The sequence below is a fragment of the Brevibacterium sp. CT2-23B genome, from assembly GCF_013168765.1.
Taxonomy (GTDB): domain Bacteria; phylum Actinomycetota; class Actinomycetes; order Actinomycetales; family Brevibacteriaceae; genus Brevibacterium; species Brevibacterium sediminis.
The window spans coordinates 13,912-30,504 of sequence record NZ_JABBYK010000005.1; the positions used below are offsets into that span (position 1 = coordinate 13,912).

The window sequence follows — 16,593 nt, forward strand, 5'->3', positions numbered from 1 at the left end:
GAGACAACGATCCCCGCACCATCCTGAGGATGATGCGGGGATCGTCCGTTCGAGCTCAGAACACTCAAACGCTCACGACATCACGGCCCCGCCGTCGACGCGGAGGATCTGTCCGGTCGTGAACGCGGCACCATCGGTGGCAAGGTAGGAGACCGCCTCGGCGATCTCATCCGGCTGGCCCATCCGATCGAGAGCCTGCCCTGAGGTGTCATAAGTCTGACCGACGGTGAGCGCTGATTCGACCGGCCCCGGTGCCACCGAATTGCAGCGGATGCCTTGGCGTCCGTACTCCTTGGCCACCCATTTCGTCAGGGCGATGATCCCGCCCTTGCTCGCCGCATATGCCGGCCCCGACCGTGCCCCAGCCTCCCCGTCGGAGACCGCTCCGCCGTTGATGCCCGAGATCGATGAGATGTTGATGATCGACCCCTTTCCCGCCTCGATCATGTGCGGGTGCACGGCGGCCTTGATGAAGTTGAACGTCCCGCCCAGGTTGGTCTCGATATCGCGTTGCCACTGTTCGGCGGTGATCTCATCGATGCCGATGCGCGCGGCCGTGCCCGCATTGTTGACGAGGATATCGAGACCCCCGACGGTCGACACGAACGACCCGACCGCGGCAGTCACTTCCTCGGCGTCGCGGACGTCGAGTGCGAACGCGGCGAACCGCTGATCCGGGTACTCCGTGGCCAACGACGCGGCAGCCTCTTCGGCACCCTTGAGATCGACGATGCCGACCGAGGCGCCTCGCTTGGCCAGCGCAGTGGCGATGGCCAAGCCGATGCCCTGGGCGGCGCCGGTGACCAGGGCCGTCTTGTTCGTGAGCAGATACGGTTCCATGTTTCTCCTTCGACAGAGTTGAGTGAGGCCCGAACTACCCGACCCCGAGCAGGTCAGGCAGCCAGTTCGAGATCGCCGGGATGTACGTGATGAGCAGCAGGGCGACGATCGCGCAGACGAGGAACGGCAGGATCCCGCGCACGACCTCCTCGAGTTTGGCCTTCCCGATGCCCGCACCCACATAGAGGTTGAGTCCGACCGGCGGCGTGAACAGGCCGATCGCGAGGTTGACGGTCATGAACACGCCGATCGTCGTCATGTCCACGCCTACACCAATGAGGATCGGCACGAGGATCGGGATGAACAGGTAGAACGCGCTGATCGCGTCGACAAAGGCACCGACGATGAGCAAGATGATCGTGATCGCCGCGAGGATGAGGTACTTGTTGTCCGTCACCCCCAGCACTGCCGTCGAGATCCGGTCGGCCACCCCTTCGACGGTGATGACGTAGGAGAAAAGGCTGGCCACGCCGACGATGAACATGATGACCGCGGTCGAAACCCCGGATTCGAGGAACACCTTCGGCATGTCCTTCCAGGTCAGCTCCCGGTAGACGAACACCCCGACGATGAGCGCGTACACGGATGCGACGGCTCCCGCCTCGGTGGGGGTGAAGACTCCGCCGTAGATCCCGCCGAGGATGATCACCGGAATGAGCAGCCCGGGGATGGCCTTGACCAGCGCGGTCATGATCTCGCCGAACCCGCCCTCGGGGTTGACCGTGGCTGTCGGATCCGCGGCGCCGACGCTCGATCCGGTGGATCCGGAATTCGCCGAGGCGGCCTTCCCGTTCGCCGTCAGCAGCTGGGTCTTGCTCCCTGCCGCACTGTCACCCGAACCGCCGTTCCCGGCGGAGTCAGCACCGACGGAACCGGACGCCGACGTTCCGGTCGACGTCGACCCCGTGACCGCCTCGGCGTCGGGCTTCGTTCTCACCGGCAGACCGGCGAGCTCACGCACCCTGGGGACGAACAGGGCGGCGATGAAGAACGCAACGGCCATGATGATGCCGGGCACGATGCCGGCGATGAACAGTCGAGAGATCGAGATCTTGCCGAACTCGGCGGCGACGACGGCGAAGATGATGAACGCGATCGACGGCGGCACGACGATGCCCATCGAACCGGAGGCCGCGACGAGGGAGACCGCGTGCTTCTTCTGGTACCCGTTGCGGACGAGTGCGGGGATGAGGATCGCACCGATCGCGGCCACGGTGGCCGGTCCCGATCCGGAGATCGCGGAGAAGAAGAACGCGGAGATGATCGTCACCGCGGCCAGGCCGTGGCGCAGGCGTCCGAAGATGAGGTACGCGAGGTCGACGAGTCGCTGCGAGATGCCCGTGTACTGCATGACGATGCCGGCGAGGATGAAGAACGGGATTGCCAGCAGCGTGCCCGAACTCATCGACGGGAACATCACCGAGGGCACGACGTCGAGGACCTGCACACCGTCGGTGGTCACCAGGGTGACGACGGCGGAGAGGCCGAGGGCGAAGGCGACGGGGATCCCGAGGCCGAGGAAGAGGAAGAAGCTGCCGAAGAGCAGAAGCGCGATCATTTCCGGCCTCCTTCGGAGTCGGTTGAGAATTCGGACGAGTCGATGGTCGGGGCGGCTTCGCTGGCGAGCCGCTCGACGACCGCCTCGGCGGAGGTGTCCTCGTGCAGTGCCGTCCGCAGGGCCTGGAGGCTGCGGAAGATTCCGAGCAGCCCGGCCAAGGGAATCGACAGGGTGAACAGCCATTGCGGGATGCCCAGCGACGGCGTCGCCCGGCCGCGCAGCCCCTGCGCGATGGTCATCTCGCCGCCCCAGATGAGGAGGACGGCGAGGAAGACGACGATGAGCGTGGTGCCGGTGATGAGCAGTGCCCGGCGAACGCTGCCCTTCGCGTTCTCCACAAGGTAGGTGAACCCGAGATGCGCGCCGAGGCGGATCCCGACGACGGCTCCCATCATCGTGAGCACGACAAGGAGGTTGATGGTGATCTCCTCGGAGAAGGCCAGCGAGGCCTTGAAGATGTAGCGGGAGAGGACGTTGACGAAGGTGACGAGGACGATCACCATGAACGAGGCGATGACGACCCAGTCCTCGAAGAATCTGATGACTCTCATCTCACAGTCCTTTCGGGATGAACGCCTGGGACATGTCTGGCCCCCAGACCTTGCGGTATTCGCTGTAGATCGGACCCAGCTTGGCGCGGAAGGCGTCCTTCTCCTCGTCGCTGAGTTCGTTGACCTCCATGCCTGAGTCGGCGAGTTCGGCGATGAGCTTCTCTTCGCCGTCCCTATTCTTCTTGATCTGGAAGTCGTTGGCTTCGCCGGCCAGGCGGCTCACGAGCTTCTGGTCCTCCGGAGTCAGTGAGTCATAGAGGTCCTTGTTGATACCGAGGACGAGCGGGTCGTAGGAGTAGTTCCACAGCGTCAGGTACGGCTGGACTTCCTGCAGGTTCGCCGAGTAGATGACGTCGATCGGGTTCTCCTGCCCGTCGATTGCACCTTGCTGCAGGGCGGTGAAGACCTCTCCGAAGGGCATCGTCGTCGGGTTCGCGCCGAGTCCGCGGTAGAGGTCGGTGTACATGCCGAAGCCGGGGATGCGGAACTTCATGCCCTTCATGTCTTCGGGCGTGTGGATGGGCCGATGCGTGTTCGTCAGCTGCCGCATTCCGGATTCGCCGAAGCCGAGCAGGTGCACTCCGCGTTCGGCGAGGTAGTCGCCGTAGACGTCCCCGCCTTTTCCGGCGAGCGCCTTCTGACCGTCCTCGACGGAGTCGAAGACGAAGGGGGCGGTGACGGCGCCGAAGCGCGGGTCGACGCCGGCGTAGATGATCGGCGAGTTGTAGGAGAAGTCCTTCGCCCCGTCCATGAGCTGTTCGACTCCGGCCGTGGCCTCACCGGCCGACAGCCGTTCGTTGGCGAAGACCTTCATGGTGATCCGTCCGTCGGTCTCCTCGTCGAGGTCCTTGGCGAACTTCTCCGCCGCGAGGTACCACGTCGAGGTCGAACCGGTCGTCACCGTCATCTTCCACCGGTAGCGCTGCTTGCCGTCGTCGGTGGTGCCGAAGTTCGTTCCGCACCCTGCCAGCAGCAGGGCGCACACCATCAGTACGGCGGACCAGACGAGCATGGTCCTCGTCGTCCGTATTCTCGGCACCATTGCCTCCTTGATTTCCGTTATGTCACTGTCGTTGAGTTCGGTGGGGTCAGGCCCCGACCGCGGTGGATTCCGCCGTCCGCCTCATCGTTTCGGCATCCCCGCGTAATGGGTCAGTCCCCCATCCACGGGGATGAGAGTGGAGTTGATGTAAGCCGATTCGCCTGATGCGAGGAACACCGCGAGGTCCGCTACGTCCTCGGGCCGACCCATCTTCCCCGTCGGTGACTGCGCATGCCGAGCGGCGAGCATCTCCTCGACCGAGCCGTAGTGGCCCGAGATCGAGCGGTGGATGAGCGGAGTCTCGATGAGGCCCGGGGCGATCGAGTTCGCGCGGATGCCTTCGGAGGCGTACTGCGCGCCGACGACCTTCGTCAGTTCGATGAGTCCGGCCTTCGACGCCGCATACGCCGGATAGTCATACCCCATGTAGCGCATGCCGCCGACCGAGGACACCGTGATGATCGACCCGTGCCCGGCCGCACGCATATGCGGCAGAGCATGCTTGATCGAGGAGAACGCCCCGGTGAGGTTGATATCGAGGGCACGTCGGAAGCCGTCGGTGTCGAGTTCGTCGACTCCCCCGTTGACGACGATGCCGACGTTGTAGTGGAGCACGGTCGGTCCACCGAGGCGGTCGGCGCAGTGCGCGAACGCCGCGGCCAGGGAGCCTTCGTCGCCGACATCGGCGACAACCGTGGTCAGCTGAGAGTCGAGGTCGACCCCGCCGAGGTGGACGCCCGTGCCGGGGACGCGATCGGCACCGGTGTCGCGGTCGGGCTCACCGTCGGCGGCGGCCGCCTCGGCGAGGGCCCGCGTCGCTTCGTCAAGCGCCCTCGGGTCACGGTCGACGATGCAGACCTTCGCTCCCTCGCGAAGGAATCCGATCGCCGCGGCGAAGCCGTTGTTCACCTCCCCGTCCGGAGTGCCGCAGCCGATGGCCATGATCGTCGTGCCGACTAACCTACCTGTCGGCACTGACACGGCTGCCGTCTCTGTCGTGTTCATCGTGCGCTGCCCCGTCCTTGGGAGTATTCGGCCTTGAGTTCCTTGCGCGCGAGTTTGCCGTAGGCGGTGACCGGCATGGTCTCGACGAAGTGGATCTCCTTGGGCACCTTGTATTTCGCCAGCCCCGACTTGCACAGCGCGGTCAGCCGTTCGGCCAGGTCCTCCGCATCGGCATCGGCCAGCTCGTCGGCATCGGCAACACCGGCACCTTCGTTCCCGGTCGACGGCGCGCGTTCGATGACGGCCACGCCGATCTCGCCCCACTGCGGGTCGGGCACGCCCACGACGACGGCTTGGGCCACCTCGGTGTCGGTGAGGAGGAGCTCCTCGATCTCGCGGGGGTAGACGTTCGAACCGCCGGAGATGTACATATCGGACTTCCGGCCGGTGAGGAACAGGTACCCGCGTTCGTCGAGGTAGCCGACGTCGCCGGTGTGGAAGAGCCCTCCGGCGAAGGATTCGGCATTCGCATCGGGGCGGCCAAGGTAGCCGGCGCACACGGTCGGTCCGGCCACACAGACTTCGCCCTGCTCACCGGCGGGCAGCTGCGCGCCGGTCTCGTCGACGATGACGATCTCGACCCCGGTGCGGGCTCGGCCGCAGGTGCCGATGCCGGCGTCGTCGACGGGGATGGCTCCGTGGTCCTCGGGGCGGAGGATCGTGATCGCTCCGGTCACCTCGGCGAGTCCGAAGTACTGGACGAGGCAGGGCCCGAGCCTTTCGAGTGCCTGGGCCTGGTCGGTCGCGAGCATCGGGGCTCCGGCGTAGATGACCCGCTCGAGGGTGTGGTCCTCGGGTCCGCGGCCTTCTGGGTAGCCGGCGGCGATGCGGTTGAGGATGGTCGGGACGGTGAAGGCGTTCGTGATCCCGTAGGCATCGATGGCCGGCCACAGGGACTCCACGCTGGGCTTGCCACCGGGGTGGATGATCGACGGGGTGCCGCCGAAGACCTGACCGAGCATGTGGATGCCCGCACCGTGCGACAGCGGCGCGAGCACGAGGGACGCCCCCGTCTCGTCCTCGTTGGGAAAGAGGTCGCAGCGGTGATTCATCAGCACCGCGCCGAGGTGGCGGTGCGTGAAAGTCGCAACCTTGGGTCGCCCGGTCGACCCGGAGGTGAAGAAGTACCAGCAGGGATCGTCCTCGTCGACTGCCGAGTCGACGGCTTCTGCCGGTGCGGCTGCCGCCTGCGCCGTGGGCATGTCCCCAATCCAGAAGACGGGGCCGGTGAAGCCGGTGTCTTTGAGAGCGGTGACGAAGTCGGCGTGGGCGCGGTCGGCGATGACGGCGGCGGGGGCGACTTCGGCGCTGATGCCGAGCAGCTCCTCGGTCGACAGGGCCGCGTTCGGTGGGGCGATGACGCCGCCGGAGCGCAGGATGCCCCAGAAGGATTGGATCACCTCGGCGTGGTTGGCCGAGACGAGGAGGACGGTGTCGCGGCGGTCGACTCCACCGGTCTGCAGGGCGGCGGCGAGCGCTTCGGCGCGGGCGTCGAGTTCGGCCCAGGTCCACCGCTGCCCGTGATCGTCGTCGACGACGGCGAGGCGGTCGGGGATGCGGCGGGCGGTCTGGGTGAGGAAGTGGGAGACGTTGACCCCGCGCCGAGGCGTGGGCGTGAAGTCCTTGGCCGGGGACGTCTGAGAGATGGCGCGCATCAGCGGACGCGTTCGAGCACGGAGGCGAAGTTCGACACGGCGGCGCCGCCCATATTGAAGACTCCGGCGAGTTCCGGGGTCTCGATCTGGATGCCGGGCGAGCGGCCGGTCAACTGTGCGGCGGCGAGGGCGTGCATGGACACTCCGGTGGCGCCGATGGGGTGGCCCTTGGCCTTGAGTCCGCCGGAGGGGTTGACGGGCAGGCGGCCGCCGACCTCGGTGGCACCGTCGTCGAGCAGGGTGTGTCCCTGGCCGGGGGCGGCGAGTCCGAAGGCTTCGTATTCGAGGAGTTCGGCGATGGTGAAGCAGTCGTGAGTCTCAAGGAAGCCGAGGTCGTCGATGCCGATGCCCGCAGCCGTGAGCGCCTGCTCCATGGCGGCGCGGGCACCTGCCATCTCGAGCGGGTCGCGTTGGGACAGCGGCAGGACGTCGTTGGCGTTGCCCATGCCTCTCCAGGTCACGGCCTGCGATGCGGAGGCGGCGACATCCTCGGCGGCCATGACGAGTGCCACAGCTCCGTCGGAGACCATCGAGCAGTCGGTGCGGCGCAGTGGTTCGGCGACGTACGGGTTCTTCTCGCTCACGGTGTTGCAGAACTCGAAGCCGAGGTTCTTCTGCATGTGAGCGAGCGGGTTGTGTGAGCCGTTGGCGTGGTTCTTCGCGGCGATCTTCGCGAGTGCTTCGGAGTGGTCGCCGTAGCGGTCGAAGTACTGGCGGGCGATCTCGCCGAAGACTCCGGCGAAGGACTTAAAGTGCTCTTCCTCTTCCCGGAAGCTGGCGCTGAGCAGCACTTCGTTGACGTCGTGGCCGGAAGCCTGGGTCATGCGTTCGGCGCCGATGACCAGGGCGGTCCTGTGGCGGCCGGCGGCGATGGAGTCGTGGGCAGCGAAGATCGCGGCAGACCCGGTGGCGCAGGCGTTCTCGTGCCGGTGGGCGGGTGTGCGGGCGAGCTCGGGGAACACGGTGCCCGGCAGTGCGGCTTCGAAGCCTTGGCGGGAGAGTCCGTTGTTGAAGACGCCGACGTGGATGACGTCGATGTCGGCCGGTTCCAGTCCCGCCTCGGCGATGGCGTCGCGGGCGACGTCGGCCATCATCTGGGGCAGCGGTGATTCGGATCGTCCGAACTTTCCGTGGGACCAGCCGATGATCGCAGGTGAGGACATGGACACTCCTTCGGGTACCGGGCTCTGCGGAACGAGCACTGTCCTCTCATACTTTCCCGGTCCCACCAGCTGGTCAAAGAAAATCCACCATATGGAACATTGGTGTCGTTCAGCCGAGCTGGTTGCGCACGGCCTGAGGCGTGGTCCGGTGTGAGTCACTTCGCGACGAGGAACTCCTCGACGACGGCGTTGAACGCCGACGGATTCTCGAGGAACGGAAAATGCGAGTTCGCCTCTTCGACCGGGAACACGTGAATGCGTGCGTCGGGAATCTGTGCGGCAACATAACGTTGGGAATCGGGGTTGACGTGGCTTCCATCGCACCCGAGTACAAGAGTGGGCACATCAATGTGGGGCAAGACGTCTCGCCAGTCCTGAGCGCAATGGTCGAAGAGCAGTGGGACCGCGGCATAGGACGGGAACGATTTGATCTCCTCGGCGACGAAGTTCCATACCTCTGGATCGGGTTCTCCGGAGAACATTCCCCGCACGAAGTCCTCACACACCTGTTCACTGTCAGGTCCGTTGAGTGCACTGCCCAGCTCGAGGAGTCCGTCAACACCGAAGATCGCACCGCATTCGCGTTGTTCGTCCTCAGTCAGCCACGGAACCGCTGCGACGGCAGCTGGCTGGTCGACAGCGATGAAACGTCGAATCCGTCCAGTACCGTACTGATCGATATAACTCCAGGACACGGAGACACCCATCGACCAGCCGAGAAGGTCGACTTCGTCGAGTCCGAGGTCTTCGAGAAGATTGCTGAGATCCTGAGCCAGACGCGCGATACGGTAGCCGTGGTGAGGTTTCCCAGAAAGTCCGTGACCGCGCTGATCAAGCGTGATGACTCGACGGTTCTCCGCCAGTCCGGCGAGCTGGTTGCGGAACATGGCCTGGGTCTGGCCCCAGCCGTGAAGCATGACAAGCGGAACTCCGCTTCCTCCGCTGTCGCGGTAGGTTAGGTTCACTCCGTCATTGGTGGTGAAAACAGGCATGGCACGCTCCTTCAGAAAGCACCGGTCCGGTGAACAGGCAGAGCCGACCCGATGAGTCGCCATTGCACGAAACTCGACGCAGAGAAGACCCCTTTGTGACCTCATTTCGACCCTGTCTCGCTATCGTCATCGTTCACGTTCCGCGAGGCAACGAAAATCCACCATATGGAACATTGGTGTCGGCCTTCTAAACACCACCACTGGCGTAGCCGCCGAAAAACGGGCGGAGCGTCGAGAAACGGGCGCGCACACCCGTTTCTCGACGCTCCGTGCGTTTTTCGATAAAGCCCCGCCAGCTCGGCGGCTAGCCGAGTTGGTCGCGCAAGGCCTGAGCCGTGGTCCGCGGATCGTAGCCCTCGGCCACTCCCTCGACGATGACGATGTCGGTGTCGATATGGCGCGAACGCAGTGGGGCGATGTCCTGATAGGCCGGTGAGTCCCACCATTCGTGAGCGAGCCGAGCGTCGGGGAAGGCGATCATGACGACGTGTCCCGGCCACCGCCCTTCCATCACCTCGTGGGCGGTGCCGTGGACGAGGAACTGTCCTCCGAAGGGTTCGAAGGTCTCGCCGATCCGGTCGATGTACTCGGCGACCTCGGGGTGCGGCGCGAACTGCTGCAGGTGGGCGATCGCGTAGGCGGTCATGGTGTCACTCTCCTGTGTTCTCTGTGTGCTTCGATGAGTTGCGGTGGTGCGATTGATCTCCGTGGTTCGAGGATTTGCTGCCGTGGGACGCCTCGCCAGCAGGCGGCGTCACATCGGTGTCTCGCGCCCGTCCAGCCGGCGGTGACCGCCGGACGAGTACCAACAGAAACAGAGCAGCCAGCCCGAATCCCGCCGCGGCCAGCGGCAGGACCCCGGGACCCGCCTCGGTGAGCACGGCCCCGCCGACGGCGGCTCCGAACGCGATGCCCAGGTAGGTCCCAGAAGTGTTGAGCGCCAGCGCCTGTCCAGCGAGGGGTCCGGCAAGTCTGTGCAGGCGCATCTGGATCGCGGGTGAGTTCCAGAAGGCCATTCCGCCCCACACTGTCGTGACGATGAGCACGAGCCAGATGGGCACTGGCCGGACAGCCCACATCGCCCACATCGCGACCATGGCGGCGATGATGACGCCGATCCCGAAGAACAGTGCCCGCCCCGGACCCCATCGGTCCGCGACCTGACCGCCGAGCCAGATTCCGGCCATGCCCGCGAACCCGGAGAGCCCGAATGCCGCTCCCCGTTCCTCGACTCCCGCTCCGGCGGTCGCACTCAGATAGGGCGCCAGGTAGGTGAGGACCATCATCGTCCCGGCCATGAGCAGGCAGTTCGCAGCGAGACTCACGGCGATCGGGGCGCGCGTGAGGCTGCGCAGCTGTTCTGACAGTCGTGGAGAGCGGTCGCCGCGGGCGCTTCCGGGAACAGTGAGGAGGACTCCGATGAGCGCGAGCATCCCGGCTACGGCCACGGCCAGAAAGGTCGCCCGCCATCCGAATGCGCCGCCGATCCACGTCCCCAGTGGGACACCGAGCGCGATTGATCCGGTCACCCCAAGGGAGACGGTCGCCAGGTAGCGGCCAGTCTTCTCCGTCGGCGCATGGGACGCAGCGAACGCGAAGATGGCCGGGGTGGCGCTGGCTGTCGCCGCGGCCGCCACCACCCGCAGAACCATCAGCACGGCGAAGGACGAAGTTCCCACCGCGCCGAAATTCGCTAAGGCGAAGATGATGAGCGCGACAAGGAACAGCCGCCGAGGCGGGACCTGGGCGAGCGCGACAGCTGCCACCGGCGCGGCCACGGCTACGGTCGCCGAGAATGCCGTGACGAGCTGACCGGCCCGACCTTCGGTCACCCCGAGGTCGGCTGCGATCTCGGGCAGAATTCCGGCGATGACATAGTCGTCCGTATAGAGGACGAACGAGACTGCGAGCAGGACGAAGAGCCAGGGCGGCATCACGCTGACCGATCCGCACCACCGAGCCGGGGCCGGTCCCGGCTCGACGGCAGATGAGTCCGGCCCAGCCTGCGCAGGTGGGTTTTCAGCACAGCGAGACCGAAGAGGCTGGCGCCCGGAGTCGCGAGGGCAGCGATCCCGACGACCACCGGCGCAATCTCTCCGCCCTGAGCGAGAAGAATCTGCGTCGGCCCTTGGAGAGCCACAACGCAGCACCCGGTCCAGGTCACCAGCCACGCCGCGCGCGGCCATCTCCCGAGATAGCGCGAGAACATCGGACACAGCAGGCAGAGAAGGCCGAACAGCGCGGTCACCGCCAAAACCATCCGCTGTGCCGGCTGCTCCATTCCCTGGGGCCCGGTGCTTCCCGGTCCCGTGATCGCCCAGAAGGCCATGGCGCAGCTGAAGGGCAGGATGCCGAGCGCACCGCAGACGATCATGGTCGGCGACGGTGCCGGGGGCGGAGTGTGCAGAAGATCGCCCCAGCGCCGGATCACATAGGCTCCGACGACGATCGCCATCGCCGTGCCCAGAGCGCAGAATCCTGCGTAGACGAGCCCGAACACCCAGGGATGCATTCCCTGTTCGGCCAGTCGCACCTCTCCTTCGATGAGCGCCTGAATGAGAATGCCCGGCGGCAGTCCCAGCAGTATCGGGCCGAGGAGCCCGGCCGCTCCGGCGCCGAGCACGAACACCACGGGTGCCGGAATGCGTCGCGCCCATGGTCGTGTCAGCGCCACCACGAAGACCACGCCCACCACCATCATCGCGAGAGTGATGGTGTTACCGATGAGAAAGCGCGGCGCAAGCATTCCCTCGCCTCCGACCGACGTGGTCGAACCGACCGACGAACCGCTCAGCCACAGGACCTTGAAGACGAGATACGGCAGAACCGCGACGATCGCCGTGATGATGGCGGCGCGCTGCAATGATGTCACAGGTGCAGGTGCTGATATCCGTGCGTTCGTCACGGCGACTCCCGAATTAGAGGACGTTCTCTAGATGCTAGTCTCTAGTTTGAGGTACGGTGGCTCGACGGTCAACCCTTCGAACGAGAATCCCCGATTCGCCGGACTGATCCGAACACCTGGAGCGAGAGGACGTGACAAGCATGGCGAAACGCGCACTCTATTCGCGGGACGATATTCTCTCGGCGGCCATCAGCGCTGTCGGCCGACGCGGCCATGCCGCCACAGTGGCCGATGTGACGCATGAGCTCGGTGCACCGTCGGGTTCGATCTACCACCGCTTCCCGACTCGGGAGTCGCTGTTCGCTTCTGCCTGGATCCGGTGCGTGCACCGATTCCACGACACGTTTGCAGCGATCACGGATGTCGATGACCCGCTCGAGGCGATCGTCGAGACCGGCCTGCTCATCCCCCGGTTCTGTCGAGAGAATCCCGACGAGGCCCGGACTCTCACCCTCTACCGGCACTCAGAATTGCTCGCCGACCCGCCCAAGGGACTGCTCGATGACCTCACAGGACTCAACGATCCCGTGGTCGCTCATATCTCCGAACTCACGCGACGCCGGTTCGGCGAAGTCACCCCTCGCGGCTTGCAGCTCGTCGCCCTGGCCTGCCGAGACACCCCGTACGGCATGGTGCGCGGCTTCATCGGCGGCGAGATCCCCGCCTGGCTCGACCAGCCGATCGCCGCAGGCATCGCCGCGATCGCCTCGTTGGACCCCTCAGCCGACCACTGATCACTGAACCTTCCCGCCGAGAAACTCATGGAGCGTCGAGAAACGGGTGTGTACCCCCGTGTCTCGACGCTCCATGCGCTTTTCGATGAAGTCCGGCGGCGACTCCTCGCTGAGAATTCGAGCCGCCCGGCATCACCCTTTGAGGCGAGTCATCTCCGGGTCGAAGAGCGGCTCGGCGGTGACCGTGGCCGGCAGGCGGCGCCCGAGGTACTCGATCTCCACAGCGTCACCGACCGCCAGAGTGTTCGGCAGCCAGGCGTAGGCGATCGACTTCCCGATCGTGTATCCGTAAGCCGCCGAGGTGACGTAGCCGTCCGCGACTCCCGATCCGTCCGATCCGTCCGACTTCGCCGAGGCGGTCTCGCCGTCCGCGACACCCGACCCACCGACCACGTACACCGGCTCTTTGCCGAGCACCACGTCAGAGGGCACGTCGAGGGTGAGGCAGGTCAGTTTCGTCGTCGCGGCTGCGGCCCTCGACTCCAGCGCGGCCTTGCCGGTGAAGTCGTCGGTCTTCGACGCCTTCACGGCGAATCCGAGTCCGGCCTGAACCGGTTCGTGTTCGCTGGTCATATCGGTGCCGAAGGACCTGAACCCCTTCTCCAGTCGCATCGAGTTGAAGGCTTCGCGGCCTCCGGCGATGATGCCGAATTCCTCACCGGCTTCCCACAGCACGTCCCACAGTCGCGACCCGAGATCCGCCGAAGTGTAGATCTCCCAGCCGAGTTCGCCGACATAGGACAGGCGCATCGCCGTAACCGGCACACCGCCGAGCACCGCCGGCTTCGTGCGGAAGTACTTGAGTCCGGCATCGCTGAAGTCCTCATCGGTGACCTTGGCGATGACATCCCTGGCCAGCGGGCCCCAGAGACCAATACAGCAGGTGCCGGGAGTCGTCTCGCGCACGGTGACCCACTTGGACGGGTCGGCGGCAGACTGGTGCCTGGCCGCCCGCGAGATGGCCGCGAGGTCGATGTTCGAGTTCGCTCCCACCTGGTAGGTCTCCTCGTCGAGGATCGCGACCGTGATGTCGCTCGTGATGCCGCCGGCTTCGTCGAGCAGCAGCGTGTAGCTGACCGCTCCCGGTTTGCGCAGCATCGACGAGGTGGTCATCCCGTGCAGCAGTTCGCCCGCTCCGGGGCCGGTGACCTCGAAGCGCTTGAGCTGGGTCATGTCGAACATCGCCACCGAGGTGCGCGTCTTCCACGCTTCGGCTGCGGCGATGGGCGAGTGGAACTGATCCGCCCAGGCGTCCCGTTCCGGTGCCGCCCACTCGGCCGGCATCTCCGACAGCAGAGCGGCGTTCGCGTCGAACCAGTGCGGCCGCTCCCAGCCGGAGGTTTCGAGGAAGAACGCACCGAGTTCCTCCTGCTGCCTCCGGAACGGGCTCGAGCGCAGGTCACGCGGGGAGACTCGTGGCTGCAGAGGGTGGATGATGTCGTAGATCTCGACGAAGTTCTGCTGGGAGGTCTTGCTGACGTAGTCCGCTGACGTCTGCACATCCTCGAAGCGGTTGAGATCGATTCCCGACAGATCGGTCTTCGACCGTCCTTCGGCGATGAGCTCGGCCACAGCGCGGGCGATGCCGGCGCCATGGGTCACCCACACCGCCTCGGCGACGAAGAATCCGTCGACCTGCCGGGACTGTCCGACCAGCGAACCGCCGTCAGGGGTGAACGAGAAGATGCCGTTGAAGCCGCGCTGGATCTGAGTCTGAGCGAGTTCGGGCAGCAGTGTCTTCGTCGCCTCCCATTCGGGGGCGAAGTCGTCCGGGGTGAACTCGAGGCTCGAGGGCATCCGTTCGCTGGTGATCTCGTCGGGTGAGTAGGTCTGCAGCGTGTCGAGGTCGACGGGCATCGGCCGGTGTGCGTAGGAGCCGATGCCGATCCGCTCGCCCCATTCGCGGTAGTAGAGGTCCTTGTCCTGGTAGCGCAGGATCGGAGCCTGCGCACCGGCGGGCTTCTCGTTCTTCCCCACCAAAGACGGCACCTCGGTGGTCCAGGCGAACTGGTGTCCCAAGGGCAGCAACGGGATCGAAGTACCTACCATCTCACCGATCTTCGGTCCCCAGAATCCGGCGCAGGAGACAACGATATCGGCAGGAATCCGGTCATCGCCGCAGATCACAGCGCTGACGCGACCGCCTGTGGTCTCGACATCGGTCACCGTTGTGCGATCACGGAATTCGACCCCTGCGGCACGGGCACGGTCGATGACGATCTGAGTGCCTTTCGCCGCCAACGCGAGCCCGTCACCCGGGGTGAGCAGACCGCCGTGGACCATGTCCCGGTTGAGCATGGGGAAGAGCTTCGCGCACTCGTCGGCGTCGATGACGTCGGCTTCGACGCCGTAGGAGCGGTTCCATCCGGCTCGACGGTGCAGATCCTGCAGCCGATCTTCGGTGGTGGCGATCTCGAGGCCTCCGACGGGCAGGAACGATCCGCGCCCGTCGGCGTCCTTGAGCGAGGTGAGCTTCTCGATCGTGTACTGCGCGAATTCGGTCATCGACTTCGACGCGTTCGAGGAGAAGACGAGTCCCGGGGCGTGTGAGGTCGAACCGCCGGGGATGTTCAGCGGGCCCTGTTCGATGAGGAGGGTGTTGGTCCAGCCCAGCTGCGCGAGTTCGTCGGCGAGGTTGGCGCCGACGATGCCGGCTCCGATGATAACGACTCGTGGTGATGAGATCGGCACTGAGTACTCCTTGTTGTTAACGGTGGTAGAGGCAGTTGTCGCAGCAGACGCCGGAGCGGAGCTCAGTCGTCCAATGCGGAGTATTTGGTTTCCGGTGCCCAGAAGAGCGAAGCGATGAACCCGACCAGGGGGAAGACCGCCGCAATGAGCAGGGTGCTCGAGACACCCAGGTGTTCGAGCGTGACCGGGAACAGATAGGTCGCTCCGGCCGCACCGACTCGACTGAATGCCGCGGCGTAGCCGACGCCGGTGCTGCGGAACCGGGTGGTGAACATCTCCGGCGGATAGACGTACTGAATGCTGTTCGACGCCGTGATGATGAGGACGAAAGCGCCGAAGACGATGAGCACGACCACTGACGGCAGCTCAGTCCAGCCGCCGAGGAAGACGAGCAGGACCACCATGAGCGCGAAGGTCCAGTTGACGAACGCGCGTCGGGGCAGCAGCCACAGCAGCCACAGTCCCACGCCGGCGCCGAGGAGCTGGAGCCCGTTCATGAGCAGATCCGTGGAGAATCCGCTGTTGAGTCCGAGGTCTTCGAGCACCGGCACGATGAACGTGAAGATCGCGAACAGCGGACCAACCTGGCAGAACCAGAACAGTCCGGAGTAGATCACCGTGCGAACGTCGTTCTCGCGGAAGAAGTCGCGCAGGCGGGTCTTGACTGCCTCGGTCGGCGCCGGCGGCAGTCCGTACTGCGGGCCATAGTGGGCGGCGACGATCGCCTGCGCCTCGGTCGTGCGTCCCTGAGCCTGCAGCCACCTCGGCGATTCGGGCAGGGCCATGCGCAGGATGAGCACGACCAGGGCCGGCACCGCGCTGCTGGCCAGGAGCATTCGCCACGAATCCGCGTCCCAGACGTGGGCGACGACGAATGCCGAGATGAACCCGATGAACCAGAACGCCGCGATCGACCCGAGCAGAACGCTGCGGTGGCGGCGCGGGGTGAATTCGGCCAGCAGAGCGGTGCCGACCGCGTATTCGACGCCGATGAGCAGGCCCAGCAGCAGCCGCATGGCCACGAGGTCCCACGTGCCGACGACGAAGAGCTGGGCCAGCGAGACGACGACGAAGCCGACGAGGTTCCAGAAGAACACCCGCTTGCGCCCATAGCGGTCGGCGATCCGCCCGAAGAACAGACCGGAGACGAAGATCCCGATGAGCGCACTTGCTGCGATCAGTCCCTGCCCTAATGCCGACAGCCCCAGCTCCGCGGCCGCCGGAGCGACGGCACCGCCGATGACGCCGAGGATGTAGCCGTCGATGAAGATCCCACCGAAGGCCGCAACCGCGACGAGGAGCACGAGCCGGTTGAGCGGGGCCTCATCGATCGAGATCCGCCCGGCATCGGTCCGCTGCGCGAAAGCATCACGACGGACCGGCTCGATGCCGTCGATGTCCTTCTGCTGTGTCATGTGGTCTCCTTCGACTCACCGAACGAATATGGTAGTCAGCGC

General features: G+C 65.5%; 14 protein-coding genes. 1 reads left to right on the forward strand and 13 read right to left on the reverse strand.

What is annotated here, in order from left to right:
- Nucleotides 1-72 precede the first annotated feature (72 nt).
- The 11 genes from HIM68_RS13055 to HIM68_RS13105 form a co-directional block, all read right to left on the reverse strand.
- Nucleotides 73-840: an SDR family NAD(P)-dependent oxidoreductase gene (locus tag HIM68_RS13055; RefSeq protein WP_172172864.1), complete on the reverse strand. Its 768-nt coding sequence runs from the start codon at nucleotides 838-840 to the stop codon at nucleotides 73-75.
- Between the two features lie 34 nt (nucleotides 841-874).
- The gene (locus HIM68_RS13060) at nucleotides 875-2,398 is read right to left on the reverse strand and encodes a TRAP transporter large permease (RefSeq protein ID WP_172172866.1); all 1,524 of its coding nucleotides are present in this window, start codon (nucleotides 2,396-2,398) and stop codon (nucleotides 875-877) included.
- Nucleotides 2,395-2,949 (reverse strand): TRAP transporter small permease, encoded by a 555-nt coding sequence (locus HIM68_RS13065; protein WP_139467788.1) that lies wholly within the window; start codon nucleotides 2,947-2,949, stop codon nucleotides 2,395-2,397. Before HIM68_RS13065 ends, HIM68_RS13060 begins: the two co-directional genes overlap by 4 nt.
- 1 nt (nucleotide 2,950) lies before the next feature.
- Nucleotides 2,951-3,991 (reverse strand): DctP family TRAP transporter solute-binding subunit, encoded by a 1,041-nt coding sequence (locus tag HIM68_RS13070; RefSeq protein WP_253903964.1) that lies wholly within the window; start codon nucleotides 3,989-3,991, stop codon nucleotides 2,951-2,953.
- 81 nt (nucleotides 3,992-4,072) lie between these two features.
- Entirely contained in the window at nucleotides 4,073-4,996 is a 924-nt protein-coding gene (locus HIM68_RS13075) for an SDR family NAD(P)-dependent oxidoreductase (protein WP_216657142.1), read from the reverse strand.
- On the reverse strand, nucleotides 4,993-6,651 hold the full coding sequence (locus tag HIM68_RS13080) for an AMP-binding protein (RefSeq protein WP_172172868.1): 1,659 nt from the start codon (nucleotides 6,649-6,651) through the stop codon (nucleotides 4,993-4,995). The genes HIM68_RS13075 and HIM68_RS13080 overlap by 4 nt, the downstream gene beginning before the upstream one ends.
- Nucleotides 6,651-7,814, reverse strand: coding sequence for a thiolase domain-containing protein (locus tag HIM68_RS13085; RefSeq protein WP_172172870.1), 1,164 nt, complete (start codon nucleotides 7,812-7,814; stop codon nucleotides 6,651-6,653). Before HIM68_RS13085 ends, HIM68_RS13080 begins: the two co-directional genes overlap by 1 nt.
- Before the next feature lie 155 nt (nucleotides 7,815-7,969).
- The gene (locus tag HIM68_RS13090) at nucleotides 7,970-8,806 is read right to left on the reverse strand and encodes an alpha/beta fold hydrolase (RefSeq protein ID WP_172172872.1); all 837 of its coding nucleotides are present in this window, start codon (nucleotides 8,804-8,806) and stop codon (nucleotides 7,970-7,972) included.
- 304 nt (nucleotides 8,807-9,110) lie between these two features.
- On the reverse strand, nucleotides 9,111-9,452 hold the full coding sequence (locus HIM68_RS13095; RefSeq protein ID WP_139906557.1) for a DUF1330 domain-containing protein: 342 nt from the start codon (nucleotides 9,450-9,452) through the stop codon (nucleotides 9,111-9,113).
- A gap of 4 nt (nucleotides 9,453-9,456) precedes the next feature.
- Nucleotides 9,457-10,740 (reverse strand): MFS transporter, encoded by a 1,284-nt coding sequence (locus HIM68_RS13100; protein WP_172173480.1) that lies wholly within the window; start codon nucleotides 10,738-10,740, stop codon nucleotides 9,457-9,459.
- Nucleotides 10,740-11,678, reverse strand: a complete 939-nt coding sequence (locus HIM68_RS13105) for a hypothetical protein (protein WP_172172874.1) — start codon at nucleotides 11,676-11,678, stop codon at nucleotides 10,740-10,742. Before HIM68_RS13105 ends, HIM68_RS13100 begins: the two co-directional genes overlap by 1 nt.
- 173 nt (nucleotides 11,679-11,851) lie before the next feature.
- On the opposite strand from HIM68_RS13105, the gene HIM68_RS13110 reads away from it, so the two are divergent.
- Nucleotides 11,852-12,445: a TetR/AcrR family transcriptional regulator gene (locus tag HIM68_RS13110; RefSeq protein WP_172172876.1), complete on the forward strand. Its 594-nt coding sequence runs from the start codon at nucleotides 11,852-11,854 to the stop codon at nucleotides 12,443-12,445.
- Between the two features lie 132 nt (nucleotides 12,446-12,577).
- Here the strand turns inward: HIM68_RS13110 and HIM68_RS13115 are convergent, their stop codons facing one another.
- Together HIM68_RS13115 and HIM68_RS13120 are read right to left on the reverse strand one after the other, a co-directional pair.
- Nucleotides 12,578-15,136 (reverse strand): FAD-dependent oxidoreductase, encoded by a 2,559-nt coding sequence (locus HIM68_RS13115; protein ID WP_172172878.1) that lies wholly within the window; start codon nucleotides 15,134-15,136, stop codon nucleotides 12,578-12,580.
- Nucleotides 15,137-15,198: 62 nt separating this feature from the next.
- Nucleotides 15,199-16,551, reverse strand: coding sequence for an MFS transporter (locus HIM68_RS13120; protein WP_172172880.1), 1,353 nt, complete (start codon nucleotides 16,549-16,551; stop codon nucleotides 15,199-15,201).
- Nucleotides 16,552-16,593 lie beyond the last annotated feature (42 nt).